The 23,309-nt window shown below is 49.4% G+C and carries 19 protein-coding genes; 6 read left to right on the top strand and 13 right to left on the bottom strand.

Translation table 11 applies throughout. From position 1 onward, the window contains the following. Positions 1–96: 96 nt before the first annotated feature. Together SB752_RS06275 and SB752_RS06270 are read right to left on the bottom strand one after the other, a co-directional pair. Entirely contained in the window at positions 97–1,407 is a 1,311-nt protein-coding gene (locus SB752_RS06275) for a DRTGG domain-containing protein (RefSeq protein WP_103107049.1), read from the bottom strand. Positions 1,408–1,619: 212 nt separating this feature from the next. Next, positions 1,620–2,777 (bottom strand): DUF445 domain-containing protein, encoded by a 1,158-nt coding sequence (locus SB752_RS06270; RefSeq protein ID WP_410714834.1) that lies wholly within the window; start codon positions 2,775–2,777, stop codon positions 1,620–1,622. A gap of 93 nt (positions 2,778–2,870) precedes the next feature. Here SB752_RS06270 and SB752_RS06265 point away from each other — a divergent pair, with 93 nt between their 5' ends. The 6 genes from SB752_RS06265 to SB752_RS06240 all read left to right on the top strand — a co-directional run bounded on the left by SB752_RS06265 (position 2,871) and on the right by SB752_RS06240 (position 9,550). Then, positions 2,871–4,301: a YheC/YheD family endospore coat-associated protein gene (locus tag SB752_RS06265; RefSeq protein WP_410714833.1), complete on the top strand. Its 1,431-nt coding sequence runs from the start codon at positions 2,871–2,873 to the stop codon at positions 4,299–4,301. 5 nt (positions 4,302–4,306) lie between these two features. Next, positions 4,307–5,398, top strand: a complete 1,092-nt coding sequence (locus SB752_RS06260) for a YheC/YheD family endospore coat-associated protein (RefSeq protein ID WP_410714832.1) — start codon at positions 4,307–4,309, stop codon at positions 5,396–5,398. 2 nt (positions 5,399–5,400) lie between these two features. Continuing rightward, on the top strand, positions 5,401–6,777 hold the full coding sequence (locus SB752_RS06255) for a YheC/YheD family endospore coat-associated protein (RefSeq protein ID WP_410714831.1): 1,377 nt from the start codon (positions 5,401–5,403) through the stop codon (positions 6,775–6,777). Positions 6,778–6,828: 51 nt separating this feature from the next. After that, on the top strand, positions 6,829–8,139 hold the full coding sequence (locus SB752_RS06250; protein WP_410714830.1) for a YheC/YheD family endospore coat-associated protein: 1,311 nt from the start codon (positions 6,829–6,831) through the stop codon (positions 8,137–8,139). Positions 8,140–8,145: 6 nt separating this feature from the next. Further along, complete coding sequence (locus SB752_RS06245; protein WP_410714829.1) at positions 8,146–8,622, top strand: GNAT family N-acetyltransferase; 477 nt, start codon at positions 8,146–8,148, stop codon at positions 8,620–8,622. 112 nt (positions 8,623–8,734) lie between these two features. Next, positions 8,735–9,550: a hypothetical protein gene (locus tag SB752_RS06240; protein ID WP_410714828.1), complete on the top strand. Its 816-nt coding sequence runs from the start codon at positions 8,735–8,737 to the stop codon at positions 9,548–9,550. A gap of 46 nt (positions 9,551–9,596) precedes the next feature. Here the strand turns inward: SB752_RS06240 and SB752_RS06235 are convergent, their stop codons facing one another. The 11 genes from SB752_RS06235 to SB752_RS06185 form a co-directional block, all read right to left on the bottom strand. Further along, positions 9,597–10,124: a hypothetical protein gene (locus tag SB752_RS06235; RefSeq protein WP_410714827.1), complete on the bottom strand. Its 528-nt coding sequence runs from the start codon at positions 10,122–10,124 to the stop codon at positions 9,597–9,599. A 77-nt stretch (positions 10,125–10,201) separates the two neighbouring features. After that, positions 10,202–11,884 (bottom strand): hypothetical protein, encoded by a 1,683-nt coding sequence (locus tag SB752_RS06230; protein WP_410714826.1) that lies wholly within the window; start codon positions 11,882–11,884, stop codon positions 10,202–10,204. 3 nt (positions 11,885–11,887) lie between these two features. Next, on the bottom strand, positions 11,888–12,805 hold the full coding sequence (locus SB752_RS06225; protein WP_410714825.1) for a hypothetical protein: 918 nt from the start codon (positions 12,803–12,805) through the stop codon (positions 11,888–11,890). Then, on the bottom strand, positions 12,792–13,826 hold the full coding sequence (gene glmU, locus SB752_RS06220) for a bifunctional UDP-N-acetylglucosamine diphosphorylase/glucosamine-1-phosphate N-acetyltransferase GlmU (RefSeq protein ID WP_410714824.1): 1,035 nt from the start codon (positions 13,824–13,826) through the stop codon (positions 12,792–12,794). Before glmU ends, SB752_RS06225 begins: the two co-directional genes overlap by 14 nt. Then, positions 13,823–14,005, bottom strand: a complete 183-nt coding sequence (locus tag SB752_RS06215) for a YwzD family small protein (protein WP_410714823.1) — start codon at positions 14,003–14,005, stop codon at positions 13,823–13,825. The genes glmU and SB752_RS06215 overlap by 4 nt, the downstream gene beginning before the upstream one ends. A gap of 50 nt (positions 14,006–14,055) precedes the next feature. Then, the gene (gene glmS, locus SB752_RS06210) at positions 14,056–15,888 is read right to left on the bottom strand and encodes a glutamine--fructose-6-phosphate transaminase (isomerizing) (protein WP_410714822.1); all 1,833 of its coding nucleotides are present in this window, start codon (positions 15,886–15,888) and stop codon (positions 14,056–14,058) included. 49 nt (positions 15,889–15,937) lie between these two features. Next, positions 15,938–17,299: a nucleotide sugar dehydrogenase gene (locus tag SB752_RS06205; RefSeq protein ID WP_410714821.1), complete on the bottom strand. Its 1,362-nt coding sequence runs from the start codon at positions 17,297–17,299 to the stop codon at positions 15,938–15,940. Positions 17,300–17,321: 22 nt separating this feature from the next. After that, complete coding sequence (locus SB752_RS06200) at positions 17,322–18,113, bottom strand: response regulator transcription factor (protein ID WP_410714820.1); 792 nt, start codon at positions 18,111–18,113, stop codon at positions 17,322–17,324. Further along, positions 18,110–19,549 (bottom strand): glycosyltransferase, encoded by a 1,440-nt coding sequence (locus SB752_RS06195; protein WP_410714819.1) that lies wholly within the window; start codon positions 19,547–19,549, stop codon positions 18,110–18,112. The genes SB752_RS06200 and SB752_RS06195 overlap by 4 nt, the downstream gene beginning before the upstream one ends. Before the next feature lie 17 nt (positions 19,550–19,566). Next, positions 19,567–20,766 (bottom strand): HEAT repeat domain-containing protein, encoded by a 1,200-nt coding sequence (locus SB752_RS06190; RefSeq protein ID WP_410714818.1) that lies wholly within the window; start codon positions 20,764–20,766, stop codon positions 19,567–19,569. 12 nt (positions 20,767–20,778) lie between these two features. After that, complete coding sequence (locus tag SB752_RS06185) at positions 20,779–22,956, bottom strand: hypothetical protein (protein WP_410715131.1); 2,178 nt, start codon at positions 22,954–22,956, stop codon at positions 20,779–20,781. Positions 22,957–23,309 lie beyond the last annotated feature (353 nt).

The following is a 23,309-nucleotide window of genomic DNA, read 5'->3' as shown; positions in this document are numbered from 1 at the left end:
TGAAGTTTATACTTCCTTATTTAGTAAAAAAAAGGCCAGCCAGCCGAAGAGGGATTCTCTTCACTGGATGACCTATTCTTTGTTACATTCGTTACACTATCGCTCAATAATTTGTGCAGTGACCATAGCCTGCCCAACCAGCTGCTCGCCGTGGTAGACCGAAACCTCTACTTTTCCAAAGCGACGGCTGATGTCCAAGAGGCGCGGCTGCACCTCAATATGGCTCTCCATCTGAACCGGCTTCAAGAAATATACCGTTATGTTTTCCGGCACCATGTCACCACGCCTGTGCAGACGCAAAAGATTACAGGCTGCTTCTACCATGACAGTAGTCATAATCCCGCTCGCAATCGTACCGAGATGATTGGTCATCTGTGGACTTACATCCCCCAGGTACACGACCTCGTCAGCCTGGCGCTCTTCACGGAAATGCGACATGATCAGGTTCGGAAAGGTTTCGCTCATTTGTGGCTGCTTCGCCGTAAACTGCAGCGCTTTTAATACGTCGTTGCGGCTCAGGACGCCGACCAGCTTGCGGTGATTATCCACGACCGGCAACAGCTCGATGCCTTCCCACACCATCGTATGAGCCGAGGAGGCTACGGACACACGCGGTGATGTCGTAATCGGGTTTTTGGTCATTACTTTGTCAATTGTAGCTGTTTCCTCGTGACCGATAATGTCCTTGGAGGTGACGATCCCGATCAAGCGCATCTGCTCATCAACAACAGGAAATCTCGTATCTTGATACAGCTCTGTATATTGATGCCACTTGGCAACGGAGTCGGAGGTTAGCAGCACAGGTGTTTCTGCCAGCGGCTTCAGCACGTCTTCTACCATGACGATTTCTTTTTTTATCAATCGATCGTAAATAGCTCTATTGATCATGGAAGCGACCGTAAATGAATCATAGCTGGATGAAATAATAGGGAGTGCGAGTCGATCTGCCAGCTGCTTGATCTCTTCGCTCGTGTCAAAGCCCCCAGTAATGAGTACAGCTGCTCCCTGCTGCAATGCAATCTTGTGAGCCTGATAACGGTTCCCTACAATCAGTAGACTGCCAGCATCGATATAGCGCATCATCGCTTCCAGCTGCATGGCACCTATGACGAATTTATTTAATGTTTTGTGCAGCCCTTCTCGTCCACCTAATACGTGGCCGTCAACGATATTGACGACCTCTGCGAACGTAAGCCGCTCTATGTTTTCTTTTTGCTTCTTCTCGATCCTCACTGTTCCGACACGTTCGATCGTACTGACGTATCCTTGTGTTTCCGCTTCCTTGATCGCACGGTATGCCGTACCCTCACTTACGTCCAGGTCTTTGGCGATCTGCCGCACGGAAATCTTCGAACCGATCGGAAGGCGATCAATATGTTGCAAGATTTGTTCATGCTTGGTTGCCATCTTGCCCTTCCCCCTTCCTCTTGTTTCAGCCGTTCCTTATACTCCCGCTCCTTCGACCAATATACCCGAAGGCGAGACAAAAAAAAAGGGTAGCTTTTTCAAGCTACCTAATCAGAAAGTATATCATTAAGGGGGTTTTCATCGTGCTTTTATCTTACCCCTGGAATATTACAGGATTATTACAGACGGTTTACAGTTTCTTTTCAGTTTCACTAATTTAACCAGCCTGCTAGTAAACCTTGGACGAGCCCGATAATTCCGCCAAGAATAAAACCAAGTACCGTAATCATACGGAATTCTTTTCCTGAAATCCCTATTACCATTTCTTCAATTCTTTCAATTGGAAATCCTTCTACTTGACGTGTGACAATATCGCGAACAGCGAGTCGCTTAAAAATACGTTCTACATTTTGCTGCAAAGAATCTACCATCCATCTCGCTACGCGCGGGATCAGTTCATTTGTTACACTCTCCTGGAGTGGAGCAGTCAAGCTGGACATCGGCTTGTCCACGATTTTGATGCTTCCCTCTTCCAGCTTGGCAAACAGCGCATTTGCCCATTCATCGATCTGCTCACGCCCAAGCCAGGCAACAACCTCTCCTACATTTTTATCAAGTAGCTTGTCTGCTTCGACCTGTAAAAATTGCTGGATTCGCTCAGCAAGCTCTGGGCGCTGGAGAATTTCATCCAAATGGGGAAGCAGCTTACCCAAAATCTTGTCGTCGCCCAAGAACATGCCGACCAGACCGCCAAACATTCCGCCTCCTCCGCCTAGCAAACCTCGAACCATATTTTGCAGGGTCTGATGTCCTTCTGGAGAATGCAGATATTCGCGAAAACGGGTCAAAAGCAGTTGACTCACCGTACTGAGTGTATCCTCAAGACGCTTTGGAGCATTTTCTGGAAGCAGCTCTCGCAGCGTCTTTTGTTCATTTTGATAGAGCGCATGATCTACGAAGGCTTGCCAGTACAGCTGCACAGGAGTGCGAAGCCGGTCGCTCCATCCACCTTCTTCATTAAAGGTCTCTGGCAAAGCCTTGACCAAAACCTGACGCAGCGTCCGCTCGTCCGACATCCAGTCATGAGCAATGCTGGTCATCCAGCCTGCCAATGTGTTTTCTAGCCCAGTCTGGGTAAGAGCACGCCTAATGCCTTCTGTTGTCAGCAAATGCTCTTCCACTAATCTGCCCATTTGTATCGCGATGTCATCGCGCCTACTAGGAATCAATCCGGGCGTAAAAGGAACCCGCCAACTCCCGATGTACCAAGGCTTGAGCGGTCGAAAAAGCATTCGAATCGCCAGCTCATTCGTCACTCCTCCGATTACGGAGCCCACCCCAATATTCACTAATATTACCCAAACGTTCATAACTACTAACAACCTCTCTTCTGTGCATGGCACCAAACCATTTGGCTACTCATACCATAGACTAACTTCATGCCTGATGGGAAGGGGATAATCATGTCTTACGTTCCAACCATCGTTGTTGCATACGAGCCAAAGTCGGAAGTAGACCTTTACCTGCCCCAGGCGCAAATGCGCAAATTAAAGCTACAAGCCTCTACACTCGATATCCAATTTGGAAGTAAAACGGTTTGTGCCCGCATTGGCAGCATGGAACGAAGTGGTAATACCCTGATTCGTCCATCTTTGGCTCAATCTTTGCATCTGCCTACGGGAGTCTCTTTGCTCCTGCGTTACTCTTCGGACCAGCAGAAGCTAGTTTTCGGTCCCTATATCGGAATTCTAGTATCTACCTACAATGCCCAATATCCACAGTCTCCCTTCGGCCCACTCACTCCTTTTTTCAACGAAGTGGCTGACATCAACCGAAAGCGCGGTGGAATTATCTGTGCTTTCCGGCTACAGGATGTCAATTGGGATGCCGGAATTGTTCGTGGCTTAGTGCGAAAGGGCGGCGTCTGGAGACAAAGAGTACTACCGCTCCCTCAATGCATATACAACCGACTCGTGTCCCGTCAGCGGGAACGAAGCGAGCAAATGAGTGCTTGGGTACAAAGATGCAAAGACGCGAACATCCCATTTTTTAACGAACGATTCCTGAACAAGTGGCACGTGCACGCTGCACTCGAAAATCAGGAGGCAGCAGCGCCCCATCTTCCCAGCATGGTCCGTTACCTGGGCCAGGAGGATTTACGGCAAATGCTCTCCCAATACCGCACAGTCTATGCCAAGCCGGCAAACGGCAGTATGGGGCGAGGAATTATTCGGCTGCGCAGAACAACAGAAGGCTATTCACTTGCCAGACCCGGTGGAATGAATCAATCCTTTTCCAGTATACAAGGGCTGCATCATTACCTGTCAAAACGAACAAAAGGAAAACCTTACTTATTGCAGCAAGGTTTACCCTTAATCGGCATCAACGGTCGGCCGACTGATTTTCGCGTTTTGGTACAAAAAAACCGCAGTGGTGAATGGTCAATAACCTCGATGGTAGCCCGTCTGGGACAAAATCGCATCGTCTCCAACATTTCCCGCGGCGGGTCCATGCTCACGCCAATCCAAGCTTTGCGCGTATGCGGCCCCTGGGCCAGTAGAGTCAAACCATCTCCTCAAACGCTGCGGGAGGTTGCACTGAAGCTCTCGGTGCTTTTGGAAGAAGGTCTCCCTGGCCATTATGCAGAATTTGGCGTTGACCTCGGTGTAGACGTGCACGGTCAAGTATGGCTTTTGGAGGTAAACAGCAAGCCTTCGAAAACATCGAACACGATACCTCTGCCGGAAGGTGTGGATGAACCCCCCAGGCGTGCACGTCCCTCTGTCGTTCGCATGCTTGAATATGCATCTTATATGAGCGGTTATCCCCGTGCCTCCAAAGCAAAACCTGGCACAAAGAAAAAAACAACCGGCAAGAACTATAGGCGAAGGTGACCTACATGACAGCAAACAAGAGAAGCTTGGGCATTATGACTCGTTGCCAAGGCTCCCACTTTGTAGACAAAGGGTATTACAGAAAGCTGACGCAATACGGACGCAAGCATGGCATCCGCGTCTTTGTGTTTTCACCGCGTCAAGTTGACTTTTCCACCCGAATGGTCAAAGGCTTTGAATTCCGCAATGGCGCTTGGCAATCCAATGTTTTTCCGATGCCGACCTTGATCTACGACCGCTGTTTTGTCGGCCCATCTTACCGCCACTATAAACCATTCGTGGAGAAGTTGCAAAACGATCGCAACATTACATTTTTGGGGCATGGCTTGTCTGGCAAATGGCAGGTTCATCAGATGCTGCTGAAGTCTTCTTTGCTCGCCCCTCATTTACCTCCGACGGACCTCCTCACCTTTACTGCCTTGGATGGCACTCTGAATAAATATGGCGCCGCCATCATCAAGCCCATGGCTGGCACACATGGAATTGGTGTTGTCCGAATTAAAGAAATACGCGGTGGTTACGTCGCATCTGGTCGAAATCGCGAGAATCAGCCTTTTCGCAGGCTTATTCGAGAAAAAGAGAAGCTCAAAGCATTCGTCGCAACCTTTACCGCTGGGCGCAAATTTTTAGTGCAGCCGTATCTGGAGCTGCATACCCCGGATGGCACCCCCTTTGATGTCCGGGTTCTCGTACAAAAAAACGGCGAAGGAAACTGGGAGACGACAGGGAGAGCGGTCCGCTTGGGAGACAAACGAAGCATTACCTCCAATTTGCACGGGGGCGGCAAGGCCGTAGCTCTGGCATCCTTTCTGAGTAAACACTTCCCACCAGCCATGTCTACCCGGATCGACCAGGTCATTTCTCGACTGACGGATGAGCTGCCGCGTTTTCTGGAGCAGAATCATGGCCGCTTAGTCGAGCTTGGAATCGATGTTGGGATTGATACAACGGGAAACGTCTGGATTATTGAAGTAAACAGCCGGCCGGGTCGAACCGTCTTTCGCATGATTGACGACCCGACTGCACAGCTTCATTCGATTACCCAGCCTGTTCGATATGCCAACTATCTCATGAAAGAGCGTGTAGGAGGTTACTAAGCATGGAAACGACTAGAGTGCGGCTCCGCTTTCTTTCTCACCCCAGCATATGCGGGATCATCCTGCCGAACAATCTCTTCCAAAAGCTACAGCTTCGACATCGGCAAAAAATAACGATCACGCTGGGAAAAAAGGAAGTCGTCGCAACTGCACTGCAGGATAAACGAAATCCTGAAAGCAATATCGTTAAGATGACCACTCTGCTTCAAAATGAACTTAGTATCCCGCATGGAGGACTGATCAATCTCAAGCAAGAGGGAAATTCACTGCGGATCGGTCCCGCGATCGGGATTGTCACCACGGGAATTCGCAGAGATCCGAAGCAGCCAATCGGCCCGCGTACATCGTTTTTTCACAAGCTTTTGCAGGCGCAGGAAGGAAAAGGGGTCTTTTACTTCATCTTTTCTCCTCAGGACGTGGACTGGCGAAACAATCAGGTGAGTGCGTGGTTTTTACGAAAAAGCAAGAAGGGGGGCTATCTCTGGAGAAAAATGATGACGGCTATGCCAGACGTCATTTATGATCGGATTCCATCGCGTTCCGCTGAAAAGCATGAGGCCGTACAAGAATTTAAATACAAGCTGGCCAGCTTTCCTGACACCCCTATGTTTAACCAAGGCTTTTTTAACAAGTGGGGCGTTCACCAGCTGTTGTACCCGAATCCAGAGGTGAACGAGCACATTCCGGAAACGTATACCTCTCCTTCCCTTGTGACAGTCCGCAATCTGCTGCGTAAATATCCGATTGTGTATCTGAAGCCGAAAAACGGCAGTCTGGGCTATGGCATCGTCAAAGTCGTGAAGAATAACGGTGGAGGCTATGACGTCTCCTATCACAATGGAAGCGGAAATGTAAAACGACATTTCGGCAAGCTGTCCAGCTTGTATCAGCATGTTTTCCGCAGTAGGCGTGTTGGCTCTTATTTGGCTCAGCAAGGTATCCCTTTGATGACTTTCCACGGACGTCCCTTTGATTTCCGTGTCCATCTCCATAAAAACCAGCAAAACGAATGGGTCGTTTCCTGCACGGCAGCAAAAGTAGCCGGTTCAGGAAGTGTCACTACACACGTGCGTACTGGCGGTACGGTCATCCCGGGCGATGAGCTGCTGCATCATCTGTTCGGCAATCAAAAAGCGCTAATGACACAGCGCATATCAGAAGCCTCAATTCGTCTCGCTACAGCAATTGAGCTGGCAAAAGGCGTTGACCTCGGAGAACTCGGACTAGATATGGGCATCGACACACATGGTCACGTCTGGATGTTTGAGGCCAACTCCAAGCCGGGACGCTCGATTTTCAAGCACGCTAGGCTCAAGCAGGCCGATCAGGAATCCCGTAAGCTGTTAGTCGATTACAGCTGCTATCTTGCCAACTTCTAAAAACGAAACGCGATATGTATCAGCACCGTTTTTCAGGAAGGAGGAACACCCATGCTTCAACAGCGTTCCGGGTGGCTGACGATCCTCCCTAGCGGCAAATGGTTCATTCAGCTACCACGGCAAACTCTGGCGAAACGCATACCAAAACCTCTTGTTGCCAGTCTTGGTCCGTTCTCTCATCAAAAACGGCTGCATACTGGCCTGCCCAGTCAGCAACCTGGCCGCATACGCACCCGGATTAACTGGAAGATGGTAAACAACTCCCTGAGGCTCGGTCCATTAATCGGAATCTTGACTGTGGGTGACGGCCCTGCATTTTTGGGAAATCGCGAAAACTTCAAAGATATCTCACAGTCAGGGACAAAATGGGGAGCGCTCGTGTACGTCTTTACCCCGCAAGGCATCAACTGGGAAAAAAAGAAGGTTCGCGGCTATTTGTTCAATGCGCGGCAAAATCTGTGGCAGGAAGTGATTCTGCCGTTCCCCCATGTGGTGTACAATCGCATCCCCACCCGAAAAGCGGAGCAGCGCCCCGAAGTGCGCAAAACGCTTGCCCAGATCAAAGAATTGCCCAATGTCACCTTGTTCAACAGCTGTTTTTTTGATAAACAGGAGCTCTTCTCAATGCTGGAAGACAGCTCCACCGTGAAGGAATTTATGCCCGATACAAAAAAATTGGATACCTTGCCGCGCTTTCGCAGCTTCTGTTCAGAGCACCGCTTTGTCTACTTGAAGCCGGTTCGCGGAAAGGCTGGAGAAGGAATCATGCGCATTGAATATAAAAATGATGCCTGGCGCCTCCAGAGATTGAAGGAACAAAAAGCAGTCACACGCCGCTTTGCCAATCTCGATCAAGTCTGGAAGCATGTCAAAGGCCATACAAGGCAGCAAAAGTACATCATGCAGCAAGGAATCAAGCGGGCACGCTACCGCGGAAAGCCTTTTGATGTTCGGGTCCTCGTACAGAAAAACGGAGATGGCGAATGGAGCGTGACCGGCGTCGGCATCCGGCGTGCTGGTTCTCAAAGCATTACCACTCATGTTCCTCGTGGCGGTTCGATCCATTCCTTGTCATCCGTTCTGCATGCGGTATTCAAATCCGATCCAGAAATCATGGAGTCGATGATTCATCAAACCGCTCTGAAGATCGCCGAGGTGCTCAATCTAAAGATTGAAAATTTGGCGGAAATGTCTATGGATCTGGGGCTGACTGATGAAGGGAAGCTGTGGTTTTTCGAAGCGAATGCAAAGCCCGAGAAATTCGACGAACCCTCTATTCGCCGCTTATCTTTATCCAATCTGATCCACTACGCTCAGTACGTATCTCGTCTGCAAAACGGGCGAGGGGTCCAAGCGGGGTAACTATTTATGAAGCTGAAATATGTAATCTTGCCGCCGCAAGTTTTGGCTGAATCTCAAACCACGCTGGTTCGGTTTGCCCGTCAGGAGGGAGATCGGCGAATAACCAAGCACGCCATCGAATGGTTGACTCGCCTGACTCCCAAAATGTTATCCAAAAATGATACCAGCGTCGCTCTCGCCATGAACGGAAAACGGGTTGTCGGTTTGTTTGCTGTTTCCAGATGTGGTCTAGGGCACTCGTTTCTCGTCGTCGATAAAAGATACCGCAATCGCGGGATCGGAAAAGCGCTGACTGCGCACGTTTGCCAACACATGCCTAAGCTGTATGTGCGCGTAGCCCTCGATAACGAGGCGAGCCTCACTCTGTTTCGAGGAATGGGATTTGAGCCGGTCAAAGCAAGTATCGGGCCTACTGGCAAACCAACCTTGTGGCTTGCCTACGGTCTTTGGAGTCTTAGTGATTTACAGGAACATGCCGGATAGAGGGCCGGCATGTTCTTTTATTTTCTTTTAAATTTGAATTCTCTTGTTTTGCCTGTTCATGCATTACCTGGCCTTCCTTGGAAATCATACAAGTCAGGAGGTGGTCTTAGTCATGACCTACAACAATAACAACATCATGCAATCCCAACAACCAACAATTGGAGCAATGGGCTCTGCTGGAGCTATGTTCCAACCTGGCTTTGCCGGCACGAATGTACATGAAGTACAGCATTGGAATCAAGGTGGACACTCTCAATCTTTAGGTATCCCTGCTCCTACATACGGTATGTCCTACGGTGGTGGTATCAGCGGTGCACAATCCATTTTCTCCCCTGGCTTTGCCGGAACAAACGTGCAAGAGGTGCGTCAGCTAAACTCTGGATATCCGGCACAACAACAACAACAAGGCTTTAACCAAAACCAGGCTCTTGGTTACATGCAAAACCAGTCCAGCGGCTATATGCAAGCACAGCCTGCGAACTATATCCAAGCGCAGCCGACTTACCAGCAAGCAAACTACGGAGCACAAGCAGGCTCCATTTTTTCTCCTGGCTTTGCAGGCACAAACGTACAAGAGGTGCAAGCACGAAACCATAGCGGTTACAATAACTACATTGGACAAGCTGGTTATACCAATCAAGCAGGAAACACATCTGGCGGAAGCATCTTCTCCCCTGGCTTTGCGAATACCAACGTCCAAGAAGTGCGCCAATTGAACCAAGGCGGCTTTGCGCCTACCCCTGTCATGAGCAGCGGGTACAATCCACAAGGTCAGCAGCAACAACAGTACCAAAACCAGCTTGGCATGGGGGCACAGTCCATGTTCTCTCCTGGCTTTGCGGGTACCAATACCCAAGAAGTACGCCAACTGAATGCTCCAGGCCAAATGACGCAGCAAACAGGCTCCATCTTCCCAGGAACCTTCTAAAAAAGCCAAAAAGCGTGACCGCCTGCAAAATGACGGTCACGCTTTTTTATGGTGTTTGCTCATTTTTTGCTGTTTGAATGGCTTGGAACAGCTGATGCAGGCTTTGTAGGCTTTCCTGGTCAACCGTAAAAGAAATACCGTCAAACCAATAGGCATCTTGCTGCACACAAGTCCATTCACCAGCCTCACGAACGGCTTGCGCGGTTACGCATACTTCTGTCTGATCCAACTGCGCTCGAACTGCGACATGGCGTTCCAAAATCGGGCGAAAACGCTCCAGCACCACGGCTTGGGCCGCGTCCTGTTTGGCCAGCCGATACAGCGCCAGCTCGATTTGCAGCCAGCACGTCACGTAAAAATGAAACTCCAAAAAGAGCGTGTGCAGCGCCAGGCGCAGCTCACCATCGTCTTTGGTTGTCAGGCTGCGCTCCCAGGCAGCACGGACCTCGCTCTTTTTTTCCTGAATCAAATCGTAATGGCTAACAGCACCTCGGTAAAACTTGCGCACCACGTTGTACAGCATATCCGGCGTGCGCGGAGGCAGCCCATTGTGGCGGTTTGACACATCCCGCATTACTCGTTCGCCTCATTTCCTGCACTCGTTTTTTCTATTGTACAACAATCAGGCGAGGCGCTGTTTGCCAAATGCCACTACTCCTTGCCGTTTTTCCAATATTCATAGGCGTGGATTGCCTGTCCCATAAATGAGGAGTATCCCTCCAATGCCTTTGTTACCAGCTCGAGCTGACGGTTCATTTCGCCTCGTCCTTCTTCATAGAAGGTAATGAAGTCTCCTTCATGACTCTCCTTGGTCTCAACTGCAACCACCAGTTTTTTGTTGATGCTTTGGGCGTACTTCATCTGATTTTCAACCAAACCAACTATACCTTCAGCATGATCCCTGAACGCCATGAGTGTCGTGTGATCCATCTGCTCCATCATCCAATGGGAAAACGGCTTATCGGGCTGACCAGGAGTCGGCGTTTTGTCCAGCCAAGCGGCCAAATCGACGCTTACTTCCAGATTGGTTTCATGCTTGGTTGCTTCTACAAACGCCTCAATATTTCCCATCCATTGACGCAGCACTGCTTCCTTTTTTTCACGCCAGACAGGCATGACATACGGCTCTATGTCTAAGTGAACGCCGTGGAATTGCTCGCCTGGGGAGACCTCCTGGTTATAGGCTTTGACCCAGTTCACCAGCTTCAGGATTTTCCCTCTGCTCTCCGTCAAGGCCCAGATCGGATGCCCACCCATTGCGTGTACCTCGATTCCAGCGGCTTTTGCCTCTCTCACAAAGTCTTGATACATCAATATCGGCTGCTGCATGTCGATTCGGACATAAAGAAGATTCACATCATTTTCTTTCGCGAACGCAATGATCTCATCCTTTTCCGTTCGGATCGTCTCCGCCCGCCATATGTATGTGCCCTTGTAGCGATCACGATCGACCTGTGGCATATCCGCAGCGGCCTCCTTCCAATATCGGTAATCATGAATCGCAACTCCGCTGTAGGAAGGATGCTGTTCCAGATGCTCTGGCAAAAGCGCCAGCTGACGGTTCATTTCTGAGACGCCTTCTTCGGCAAAGGAAACATGGTCATTCATGTCTTTTTTTACATTGACGGCTACAAGCACTCTTCTTCCCAGCTCATCCGCTTCGTGCATTTCTTGCTCGATCAAGGACAAGATGCCGTTTGAACCATTCAGTCTATCGCGATAAGCCATGATGCAAATCGTGTCAAATTGATCAATCATCCATTTGGATAGAGGCATGTCGGGATTGTCTGGGGTAGGAATGTCGTCCAGCCAAAAGGCAAGTGCGACGCTCGACATTAGGCCCGTCTCATCACGAACAGCTGCGGTGAAGGCTTCGACATTGGCTTGCCATTCCCGGATAACACGTTCTCGCTCCGTATCCCACTGCGGAAGCAAATACGGCTCGATATCCAGTTGAATCCCGCGAATCCGCTCGTCCGGTTCACTTTCCAGATTGTACTTTTTGACCCAGCTTACGATATTCATCATCCGTTTCTGGTTGCTGGTAAAAGCCCACGCCGGGTGGCCAGCGACTGCATGGACCTCGATTCCTTGGGCAGTCGCTTCCCGGATGAAGGAACGATAATAGTCGCTCGGCTTGTTCATATCAATCCGCAGGTAAATCAGATTAATTTCGTTTTGCTCGCAAAATTCAAGGACCTGCTGCTTATCCTGTCCAATGATTTCAGATTGCCAGATCCACGTGGCCTTGCTCTTCTTTTCCGCCGGGGAAAATCCGAACAGAAAACCGAGCGATAGGCAGAGGACACTTAGGTAGATGCGCGCGGCTTTCATTCGTCACAGTTGCTCCTCTCGTTGGGTCGCATGCTTCCAGCTCTCGTAATCATGGATAGCGCTTCCTGCAAACGCAGGATTCCCTGCTAATTCCTCCTGCAATATGACCAGTTGCTGCTTCATCTCATGCGTACCTTCTTCGTGAAAGCTGACATTGCTGCCTTCGGAGGATTCCAAAATATTGACGCCCACAATGACTGACGCCTTCTTTTCACTATTGGCAGCTGCTACTGTCTTTTCAACAATATCGACAATGCCGTTATGTCCCATGGCGTGATTGCGATAGGCCATCAGTGTGATGCTGTCCAGTCTTTGGAGCATCCAGTTGCTGACCTTTTCCGAATCACCTGGAACGGTCACGGTATCAATCCAGAAAGGTAGGTCCGCACTTACCTGAAGCTTGCTATCCTTTTTGGTTTCCGCAATGAGGTAGTCGACGTTTTTCAGCCATTGGTTCACAACCTTTTCCTGATCCTTTTTCCAATCTGGCAGCAAATACGGTTCGATGTCGACGTGAATCCCCGAAAATTGCTCGTCCACCTTTGCCATTTGGTTGTAGGACTTGACCCAGGAAACCAGATCGCCGATGCTCTGGCGGTTGGCGGTATAGGCCCAATTCGGGTCTCCACCAAGCGCTTCTACTTTGATGTTTGCCTCGTTCGCTTTTTTGATGAAGGCTCGGTATGCCTGTGGCGAGACGCGTGTCGGCTCAATATGCAGATAGATCAGATTGATTTGATTGTCCTTGGCAAAGGAGACGATCTCCTCCGTTTGCGAAGAGATCAGCTTGGCATTCCAAATCCATGTAGCCGTTGTCAAGGAAGGGCGCTGGTTCGAAGTCAAAAGCAGCATGGCTATCGAGGCTGTCAGGAATAATAACAGCCCGACCCATAGCCATGAGTATCGTTTAACGACGTGCATCCGCCACTACCAGAGTCCCTTCGATCCTTGCCGCGCCACCAACAGCCCGTAACTTGTTGCCCTTTTTTGCATCCCCGACAGAAGTAAACGGAGGAATCCTTGTAAAATCATCGACCGTTGTATCTGTTACCTCTACATGTGGTCCAATCTGGCAGCCTTCCCCGATCTGGGTATTCCCGCGCAATACGGTACCTGGGTAGATGACGGTATCCCGTCCAATTACCACATCGGCATCAATATATGTCGTCGCCGGGTCCATCATCGTTACGCCGTTTCGCATATGCCGCTCATTGATCCGTTTGCGCAAGAGCAGCTCCAGGTGGGCAAGCTGTACACGATCGTTGACGCCTGTCCCCTCTGTAGGATCATCTGTTGCATACGCGCTGATGAGATTGCCTTGTTCTTGCAGCAGGGAGAGTACATCTGGCAAATAGTACTCTCCTTGTGCATTGTTGTTTGTGACCTGTGGCAAGGTCTGGAACAGCTTTTGGTTATCAAAGCAAAAGATTCCTGTACTAATCTCACGAACCTTTCTTTGACCGAGCGTGGCATCTTTTTCTTCTACGATTCTTCTGACATCGCCGTTTTCATCACGAATGATCCTGCCGTAGCCCGTAGGGTCATCCACAATCGAGGTCAACACCGTAGCTGCAGCCTGCTTGCTTTGATGATGCTCGAGCAATTGGCGCAATGTTTCTGCTTTTACGAGTGGGGTGTCACCGTTTATAACGATGGTGACCCCTTCTTTATCTGCGAGAACATGATTAGCCATCCACACAGCATGTCCTGTACCCAGCTGCTCGTGCTGATACGCATACTGGACGCGATTTCCCAGCTGTTCCTTGACAGCCTCTGCTCCGTGACCGATCACCACGACAAGATTATGTAAGGACAGGTCTTCCAAGAGCAGGGTCACATGCTCAATCATTGGCTTTCCGCACACCGGGTGCATCACCTTGTACAAACTAGATTTCATCCGTGTTCCTTTTCCAGCTGCCAAAACGATTGCATGAATGTTCATCCTGTTGCCTCCGTCCTGCCCTGTTGTACCTGATTTTCAAGGTAGGGCTTCAATTCATATGTCAATGTGTTAATCATCATATCTACATTCATGTCTTTCCTCTGCACGCCCAGCTGATAGGCCTGAAGCATAATCTCCAGTAAAATCTCCTGATTCAACGTCCGATTCGAGGTGCTCATTTCATCGTGCCTCCTTTTTATGTGTACTCGTTACTTATGGTCGTGCGTTTTTACTCAACTGTTACACTTTTTGCCAAATTACGTGGGCGATCCACATCATGTCCCAGTGCTACAGACGTGTAATAAGCGATCAACTGGAGCGGAATGACGCTCAAAACCGGCGTTAGCAGAGCATCTGTTACAGGAATCAGGCACACCTCATCTACTGAACGGTGCAATTCCATATTGTTGGCAAGAGCGATCCCGAGAACGACAGCCCCTCTCGCTTTCACTTCTGTAATGTTGCTGACCATTTTCTCGTACAGGTCGTCTTGGGTAGAAAGCGCGATGACACGCGTGCCCTCTTCGATTAAAGCGAGTGTCCCGTGCTTTAGCTCTCCGGCCGCATACGCCTCAGAATGAATGTAAGAGATTTCTTTCAGCTTCAGAGAGCCTTCCATGGAAACGGCGTAGTCCAGACCTCGTCCCAGGAAAAACAGTTGGTTCTCTTCTTTGATCGATTCTGCGTACTGACGTATCTCGTCTGCGTGCGCGAGAATGGCTTCTACCTGATCAGGCAACTCCTGTAGGGCAGAAATCACTGCCACTCTTGCTTGCTGATCGATCGTCTCTTTTCCTTGGGCGAGGTACAAGCCTAGCAAGTAGAAGGCGATCAGCTGCGATGTATAGGCTTTGGTAGAAGCGACCGCGATTTCCGGTCCGGCATTCGTCGTGATCACATCATCCGCTTCGCGCGCAATCGAGCTACCAACTACGTTCGTGATGGCGACCACAGCAGAACCATTCCGTTTTGCTTCGCGCAGTGCGGCGAGTGTATCCGCCGTTTCACCTGATTGGCTGACAACAATCGTGAGCGTATTTTTTTGGAACAACGGTTGGCGATAACGAAACTCTGATGCTACATCGACCTCAACCGGAATATGAGCCAGTCTTTCTATTACGTGCTTGCCGATTACTCCGGCGTGATAGGCTGTACCGCACGCGACAATATAGATTTTTTCAATTTTTTGCACAGCTTCTGGGGTCAGCTGCAAGGTAGGGAAAATGACTTTTTGCTCCGCTTCATCGATCCGACCTGTCATCGTATTGCGCAAAGCGCGGGGCTGCTCGTGAATCTCTTTGAGCATGTAGTGCGCGTAGCCGTCTTTTTCCGCCTGTTCCTTGTCCCACTCGATGCGCACGAGGTCCCGCTCAATCGGCTCATTTGTATCAAGACTCATTACACTGACTGAGTCTTTGGTCAACACCGCCAGATCATAGTCCTCCAGAACGTATACATCACGTGTATGCTCCAAAACGGCTGGGATATCAGAGCCGATGAAGTTCTCACCAGCTCCTACCCCAATGATTAACGGGCTCGCCACACGGACAGCAATCAGCTTGTCTGGCTCATGCTCCGACATCACACCCAGCGCAAAAGCACCGCGAATTTTGGTTGCTACCTTTTGTACAGTGGAGACCAGGTTCCCATCATAATTTTCCGAGAGCAGGTGCGCGATCACTTCCGTATCCGTCTCAGAAGTAAATACGACACCCCGCTCTTTCAATTCTTCCTTTAGGTCCAGATAGTTCTCGATAATTCCGTTGTGGACAATGGAAAACTTGCCTGTTTGATCAAAATGGGGATGGGAGTTTTCATCAGATGGCCGTCCATGGGTGGCCCATCGTGTATGACCGATCCCGATTGATCCTTGCAAACGCGATTTACTCGTCTGCTCCTCCAGTACATCGATCCGCCCTTTTGCCTTGCTGATCGTGATACTTGAACCGTCGCAGATGGCGATACCTGCTGAGTCGTAGCCACGGTATTCCAGTTTTTTCAATCCGTTGATTAAGATCGGCTGTGCCTCTCTATAACCGATATATCCCATGATTCCGCACATGTTTTCTTCCTCCCTCTTCACGCTCTATAGGCAATGATGTTGTCTTCGTTTACGCGAGCATGCTCACGATTTCTTTTTCCTGACGAATCGCTACTGATGTCCCGATTCGGTACACATTCGGATTAGTAATCCCGTCGAACGCATTGCGTGTGTCGATGATCGAGACACCCAAATCAGCCAGCTCCTGGTAGTTGAAGGAACGGTGATTTGTAATCAGCACCATGCAATCGTATGTTTTAAACACTTCGTAATCGTTGGCAATCGAATGGACGACTTCGCCCTTTTTATTCAAAAAGCTTTGTGCGTGTGGATCGTAATAGTCCACAGTCGCTCCGTTTTTCGTAAACAGCTCGTAAATCTCCAGTCCCGGAGACTCACGCAGGTCGTCAATATCCGGCTTGTACGCCATTCCCAAAATCAGAATACGGGAGCTGTTAATGGCTTTTGCGTTAATATTTAGCACCTGTCCGGTTTTGTTCAGCACGTAATCCGGCATGTTATCGTTGATAGACTGGGCAATTTCGATAAATTGACTATGGAACTTGAAACCCTTTGCTTTCCACGACAGATACATCGGATCGAGCGGTATGCAATGCCCACCGATTCCAGGTCCCGGATAAAACGGCATAAACCCGAATGGCTTGGTCGATGCGGCCTTGATTACTTCCCAAACATTGATGCCCATTCTGTCACACATCATCGCCATTTCATTCATAAAGGCGATATTGACGCTGCGGAACGTGTTTTCCAGCAGCTTCGACATTTCTGCTACCTTCGGCGTGGAGACTGGAACGACTGTTTTTACGAGATTGCCGTACAGAAGCTTGCCTAGCTCCATGCAGCGCTCAGTCGTGCCGCCGATAATTTTTGGGGTATTGTAGGTGGAATACATCCGATTCCCTGGATCAACCCGCTCTGGAGAATAGCAGAGGAAAAAGTCTACACCCGCACGATAGCCGAGCTTCTCAAACTCCCGTTGGATCAATTCCTCGGTCGTTCCCGGATACGTCGTGCTCTCCAGTGTGATCAGCAAACCGTTTTTCATATATTTTTTAAGCTGGTCTACTACATTCGTGATATAGGAAGTATCCGGGTCCTGATTAGGGCTGAGCGGAGTCGGAACGCAGATGCTGATCGCATCCAGCTCCTCAATCACGCTATAATCCGTTGTTGGATGAAAACGATTGGTTGCCAGGCATTCCTGCAGCGTTTCATCAGAAATATCCTGGACGTATGAAATGCCCGCTTTCAAGCTCTCGATTTTGCCGCTATGCAGGTCAACCCCGATGACGGTATAGCCGCTTTTGATTGTTTCTACCGCAAGCGGCAACCCCACATATCCCAAACCAATGACACCGACTTTTGCCGTCTTTTGTTGAATTTTTTGAAGCAGCTCCTCGTATCTACCCATCCTCGCTTCTCTCCCTTTCTCTTTATGAAATTAACCGTCTCACTCTAGCTTCTAGTTCAATAGGTGAGAAAGGCTTGGTAATATAGTCAGCGGCACCCAGCGCAAACGACTTTTGCACATCTTCCTCCAGTCGTTTGTCTGTGAGCACCACAATTTTGCTCATTACTGAAGCTTTGTGATGTCTGATTTTCTCCATGAGCTGATAACCATTGAGTATTGGCAAATTCAGATCAGTAATGACGAGGTCTGGGGACCATTCGCGATATTTCTCCATTCCGTCCATCCCGTCATTGGCTACTGTCACCATGTAGCCTTTTCGCTCCAAATAGATGCGCAAAAACTCATTTACGTGCTCATCGTGATTTACAAGCAGAATGCGCGCTTGCTCTTCGACGTCGGCACTATTTCGCTGATCGTAAATTTTGATCTCGCCATAGCCGTCCAGATCCTTGATCTCCTGCATCATCCGCATAAACAATTGACCAGACGATGCAGAGCTTTCCGGAAAGCTCGCGATGAGCAAACTACCGGACAACAGCTGACTCTCTTGCAAATAATCCTTTACCCGCAGAGCGAAAAAATGAGTATCGGCAAGATTATGCTGTTCGACCATAATGCCTAACAGGTTTTTGGTCTTGTCATAGGCAAAATGGACTTCTCCTGAATCGGTTTCTTTTGGAGCAAAATCTCTTTTGATTGCCTCCAACGATTCCTTGGTGAGGTTCTTGCAAGCGACAAGAATAACCCCACATGCCGACTGACTGGCCTCCATATTGGTGAGAAGCTGGTAAAAAACCGGTACGAGATTACTCATCCTCTTGCCTCCAAACTTGAAATGTTTTTGTTCTCCGCCTTCCAGCTTTTTCTAGTCATCGTTCCCCACGAATTATTGTTGCGCAAATACTCGATGTGACCAAGGAATCTCCAGATGACACCGATCTGACGGTAACCGAAGAACATCAAAATGGTATAGAAAAGCATTTTGACGATGTCCTTGAAGCGTGGATAACGTCGGAATGCGATTTCTTCAAGCACAAGCGAGCCAATTCCCAAAAGTACGCCGTACAACAAATTGAGCAGGCCGTAGATCAGCAGTACATGGGCATTCGTCATGTCAAGCAGCGTATAGCCGATGAGAGCGAGCAGCCCCGTGAGTCGAAAATACGGATTGAGTGTCTCGAACAAAATGTTGAACGGCAGCGTGAGCATCCCGAACAGCTTGTATTTGGGACGGAGCGCCATGTATTTGCCGTACTCAATCATATTTTTCAAATTGCCTCGACCCCATCTGCGACGCTGGCTGCCCAAAATTCGGAACGAGTCAGGAGCTTGTGTCCAGCAGACCGCATCCGGGCAAAAGGCAACACGATACGGCAGATTGTTTTCCAGCATGTATTTATGCAGCTTGATGATGATGTTCATGTCCTCACCAGGGTAGCCTTCACGGTATCCGCCTACCTTGACTACATAATCCTTACGAAACACGCCGAATGCGCCGGATACGATAATCAAGCCATTAATCGCACTCCACCCGATTCGCCCCCCGAGGAACGCCTTGAGGTATTCAACAGACTGCATCATAGGCAAAAACTTGTCAGGTAATCTGATATCACTGACCACACCGTCTTCAATTTTGCAGCCATTGGCGATTCGGATATCGCCGCCAATCGCGACAGTCTCTTCTGGATTTTCCATATACACCTTAGCAATTCGAATCAGCGCATCCTTTTCCAAGAGGGAATCTGCATCAATCGAAGCAATCAACGGGTAATGAGACAGATTGATTCCGGCGTTGAGCGAGTCTGCCTTTCCGCCATTGCCTTTGTCGATCAGATACAAATTCGGAAAAGCCGGGTTGTGATAAATCCCTCTGATCTTTGATGTTTGCAGCACCGGCTGCATCGGCATATGCTCGGAAGAAGTCAGCTGGAACTCCTCAATCAGTACCTGCAGTGTATCGTCCTTTGAACCATCATTGACGACGATCACTTCGTACTTCGGGTAATTAAGTGAGAGCAGCGAGCGCACATTCTCGATAATCGTCAGCTCTTCATTGTAGGCTGGTACCAGAATCGAGATGGGCGGCACATGCCGCGAGCCCGATAGCGACTGGAACCTCGAGTAGACCGAGCTTTTCAAAATGCCCATGATGCTTTTAAAAGAAAACATCATGATGATGAAGTACAGCGAGTTAATCGCAATCACGTAATAGACCGCGAAAACTCCGTAGTATAGTAAAAAGTCTCTCATGACAGCCTCCCTTCCACTTATCTCTCCAGCGCCGCAACAGTGGAAATCGTTTTTCGATAGGATTTGTGATAGAGGTGCAGCTTTTGGTTATACTGCAGCTGCTTTTCTACATCCTGTGTTGCTGCTGCCTGTTGCTTGCCTTTTTCCAATTCTTCCTGGATCACTTGATGAGCCATTTGCAGCTTATTGCCCATCCGCTCTTCCCGCAAAATCTCACATAAAGCGGCAAAGCCGTCGACCTCAAGTGCAGTCAAGCTGTAGGCACTATGATGACGGACCCACCAGCTGGAATCACCTACAGCCGATTTCAGCATCGGGATGTAATCCACGAGCCCCAACTCTCCCACCGCTTTTGCCATCATGGCACGAATTTCCCAATCGTTGTGATTCATGAACCCTTTTACGCGCTGGTCGGTCAAATATCGCACATCCTGGCAAACCAGCTTCACTGCTTTGATGCGGATGTCTTTGTCCTCAGATTCGATGAGCTTGAAAAGTGCTGACTCGATGCCAGGCTGGCTCTGGGACTGAGCCAAGAAGCCAATGAGCCCGATTTTGACCAAGTCAGTGTTTTCCTCTCGTAAAAATGAGGCAAACAAAGGAGCTGTATCGATTTGCGAATCGCTCAAAATATCAACGATAAGCTCGTGAAAATTTTTCTTGTACCTGACCAAAAGTAGAACCATTTCACGCAGATCGCCAGTATCCCGTGCGCATCTGGCAATCGAGCGTGCGAATATGAAAATGCTTGGATCGTAGCTGCTCTTTTCAAGCAGCTGGAGCAATTCGGGGAGCGCCTCTTTGGAACGCATCATTCCCAGATTGTAGGCAGCATCCACTCTCGTCCACTTCCATGCTCCCTTCAGCCGTTTGCGGTCCAGCTCTATCAGTCCTAAATCCTCGCAGAGCCAAATGAGCTTTTGTCGATGGACGCCTGTGAACAGCTCCATCAGCTCAAACAGCTTTTTTTGCATGATTTGCTTTTCGCTCTGTGTTACTTCGCCGTGAGGCACTTTCAGACGCTCTTCCTCCTCACCGTGCGCTTGCAAATAAACGAAGTAGTCGCGGTATTTTTCCTGACAAAGTCGGGCTTTTTTGTCTGCGCTACTATTTCTTATTTTTAGCGCGAACAACACGACGAGCCCAACGATCATCACTGCGCAAAGCGCGTACAGAAAAAGAACGGCGGTCGTGAGTGGTGTTTCCACATTTGTCACTCTCCTCTCCCCTTATGGCTGTCTATCTGTAGCGGTCGATGTCTCGATCTCGCTGAATGCTTTTTGCAAAATGGAGTAGCTTTGTTTTTTCCGTTCGTGATAGCCCACCTGCTCCCACGTCGGCCATGTGTACACCGGCAGCTTGGACACGGGATAGAGAGCATCACCCTGTGTATTACTGATTGTGGATTGTCCTTTTTCATCGACGATCCATGGCAATAGGCGAATTCCCTTTGTCGTTTCCGTAAGAAAGGCCTTTGGTTCCTCCCGATAGCTCATGACTTGCAAGGAGCTCGGATCAGTAAAACCGAGAAGCATCCACGGAATGCGCAGCTCCACAATCTTGCCTTTTGCCTGCCAAGATGCCAATGAGTTGTAGGCGGGGTCATTCGCATCTGTCGTTCCGCGAATCAGATTTCCTACAACGACCTCCTCCATCGGGTGGTACTGCTTGCTGTCCGGCGGCTCCATTTCCAGACCGACAGCGAGCTTCCATGGCGAAAACACTCCTGAATCATCCTTCATTTCCGATTCCTTTAGCTTTATCATTCCATACCTTTTTCCGTATAGACGGGTGTGGAAATCGTAGTTGGAAGCAATACGGATGTCGCTCTCTTTTCCAAGCTGAATCAGTGTTTCCAAGCCTTCATCCAGCTTGGTGCTTGCAAGCTGCGGTCCATGCTTGTTTCCGCCCGGAGTAGTGTCGACCCCGATGTAGAGCTTTTCTAGCTCTGGGTGAAATTCTTTCTGCAACTGGGCCATGATGTACACGTAGCCCTCATCGTGTGTCATCCAAAGCTCATCGACACCTGGGATTTTGACGTCGAGACGCTTTTTGTCTTCTGGCGCGAGCTTATCCCAGTCTGCTCTGTCTCCATCAATCGAAAGCAAGTCTTCTTTACTCGGGTGCATCCCCAAAATGCCAAACAAGGATTCGTTTGTGAGGACGTTGAGCCAGAACGAACGGCGATCCTCCGGAAGCTCAAATCGCATCGTATTCCACGTCTTTTTGAACCATTCATCCTGCCACACAAACACGATGCCTCCGGCGTAGCCTTCCTCGTGAATCTCTTTCATCAGCGATGCGTCGATTTCGCCTTGTTCAGCTTCCGTATGACCACCCTGATTGCGCCCCAGATTTCCCAGATGCGCCGTCCCGAGTGATGCGGGAACACCGAATTCAGTTACCATAATCGGCATGTTCTTGTGGTGGGCTTTCAGCTGGCGCAAGTACCCTTTGTACGTATCAATCTGTCCCGCGGCATTCTTTACCTTTTGCAGGTTCGTATCGTAGCGGAACAAATCCGGGTAATACGGGTACACATGGTACGAAGCAAAATAGCCTGCGTCCCATTTGGTCGGCTCAATATGCGTCGGATCTACGCTAACCAAGTCTTCGTGAAACATCGGCTCACCTGGATGAGAGAGCGGGTCGGTCGTTACCCAGTTGGTAAAGGTCATCGGGTGCTGCCAGCCCTGCTTGCTTTCCTCTTGTGCCACGGTGTCTACCACTTCAGCCAGCCAGCTTTCAAATGGACTCGCTTTTGCTGTCGCCTGAAAATGCGCTCCCTGATAAGGCTTCGTTTGCTCGTGCAATTGATTCGTTTTTTGCACCATGACAGGGTCCCACTCCGTCCCTGTATGCCAGCCAATCAGATATGGACCAGCATTTGCCCGGTACTTTCCGCTTGCCTTCCCCGGTTTTTCCGGCAGTGTGATATCACCATAGACAGCACCTACCGCATCTCGAATTTCCTGATGAAACTGCTCGCGAATCTCCGGCAAATACGCGTCCTTCTTTTCGATAAGCAGCTCTTCCGGACTCCAGATTCCTTGCATCAAATAAAGCGGATCACCAGCTTTCTTTCTGTTGTAGTCAACCAATGCCTCGTAAAATGCCGGGGGATGAATCGTATAAACACGAATCACATTTGCCCCCATCTCGTCGATCATCGTAAACCAGCGGGTATAATCCTCTTTGGTAATAGGCAGCTCACCCGGGTAGTGGCCTGGCAAAGACGCCCCCAGATTCACCCCTTTCGCAAAGAAAGGCTGCCACTTCTGATTTTGATAGATTTCGATATGGTCACCACTTGTACGAAATTTCAATTGAACACCAGTCGTCGTTTCCATGCTTTCCACACGGTCGGCATCCCAGAACCACCAAAAGGCGCTGATGCCTAAAACCATAAGAAGGGAGAGACTAATCCATCCTGCTCGGCTTTTCCTTTTTCGTTCCAATTCCCGTCAACCTCCGTTTGCGTTGCCACGAGCTATTGAACTTTTGGACGACCAGGCTCGTTTCTCGCCCAAACGTCATAGTCATTGTAAACATAGGGAGCAAAAGGTTCCCATAGACGAAATTCACTATTGTCACTTTGTCCGTTTTGTCATGAAAATGTAAAGGAAGGTGAGATTAGCCTCTAATGACCTACGTTTTTTGGTGCGAAGTCCTGCAACCCTCCCTGCCATCTGTCCCAGCCTTTTTCGTCACTAGGTACATTTACTCGAGCCCATTTTTTCCTTTCTGGCTGTAAAAATGG

It is taken from the genome of Brevibacillus sp. SIMBA_040, assembly GCF_046535075.1.
In the GTDB taxonomy this organism is placed as follows: domain Bacteria; phylum Bacillota; class Bacilli; order Brevibacillales; family Brevibacillaceae; genus Brevibacillus.
Note: the sequence above shows the minus strand (reverse complement) of the source record. Positions and strands in the feature narration are given on the sequence as shown.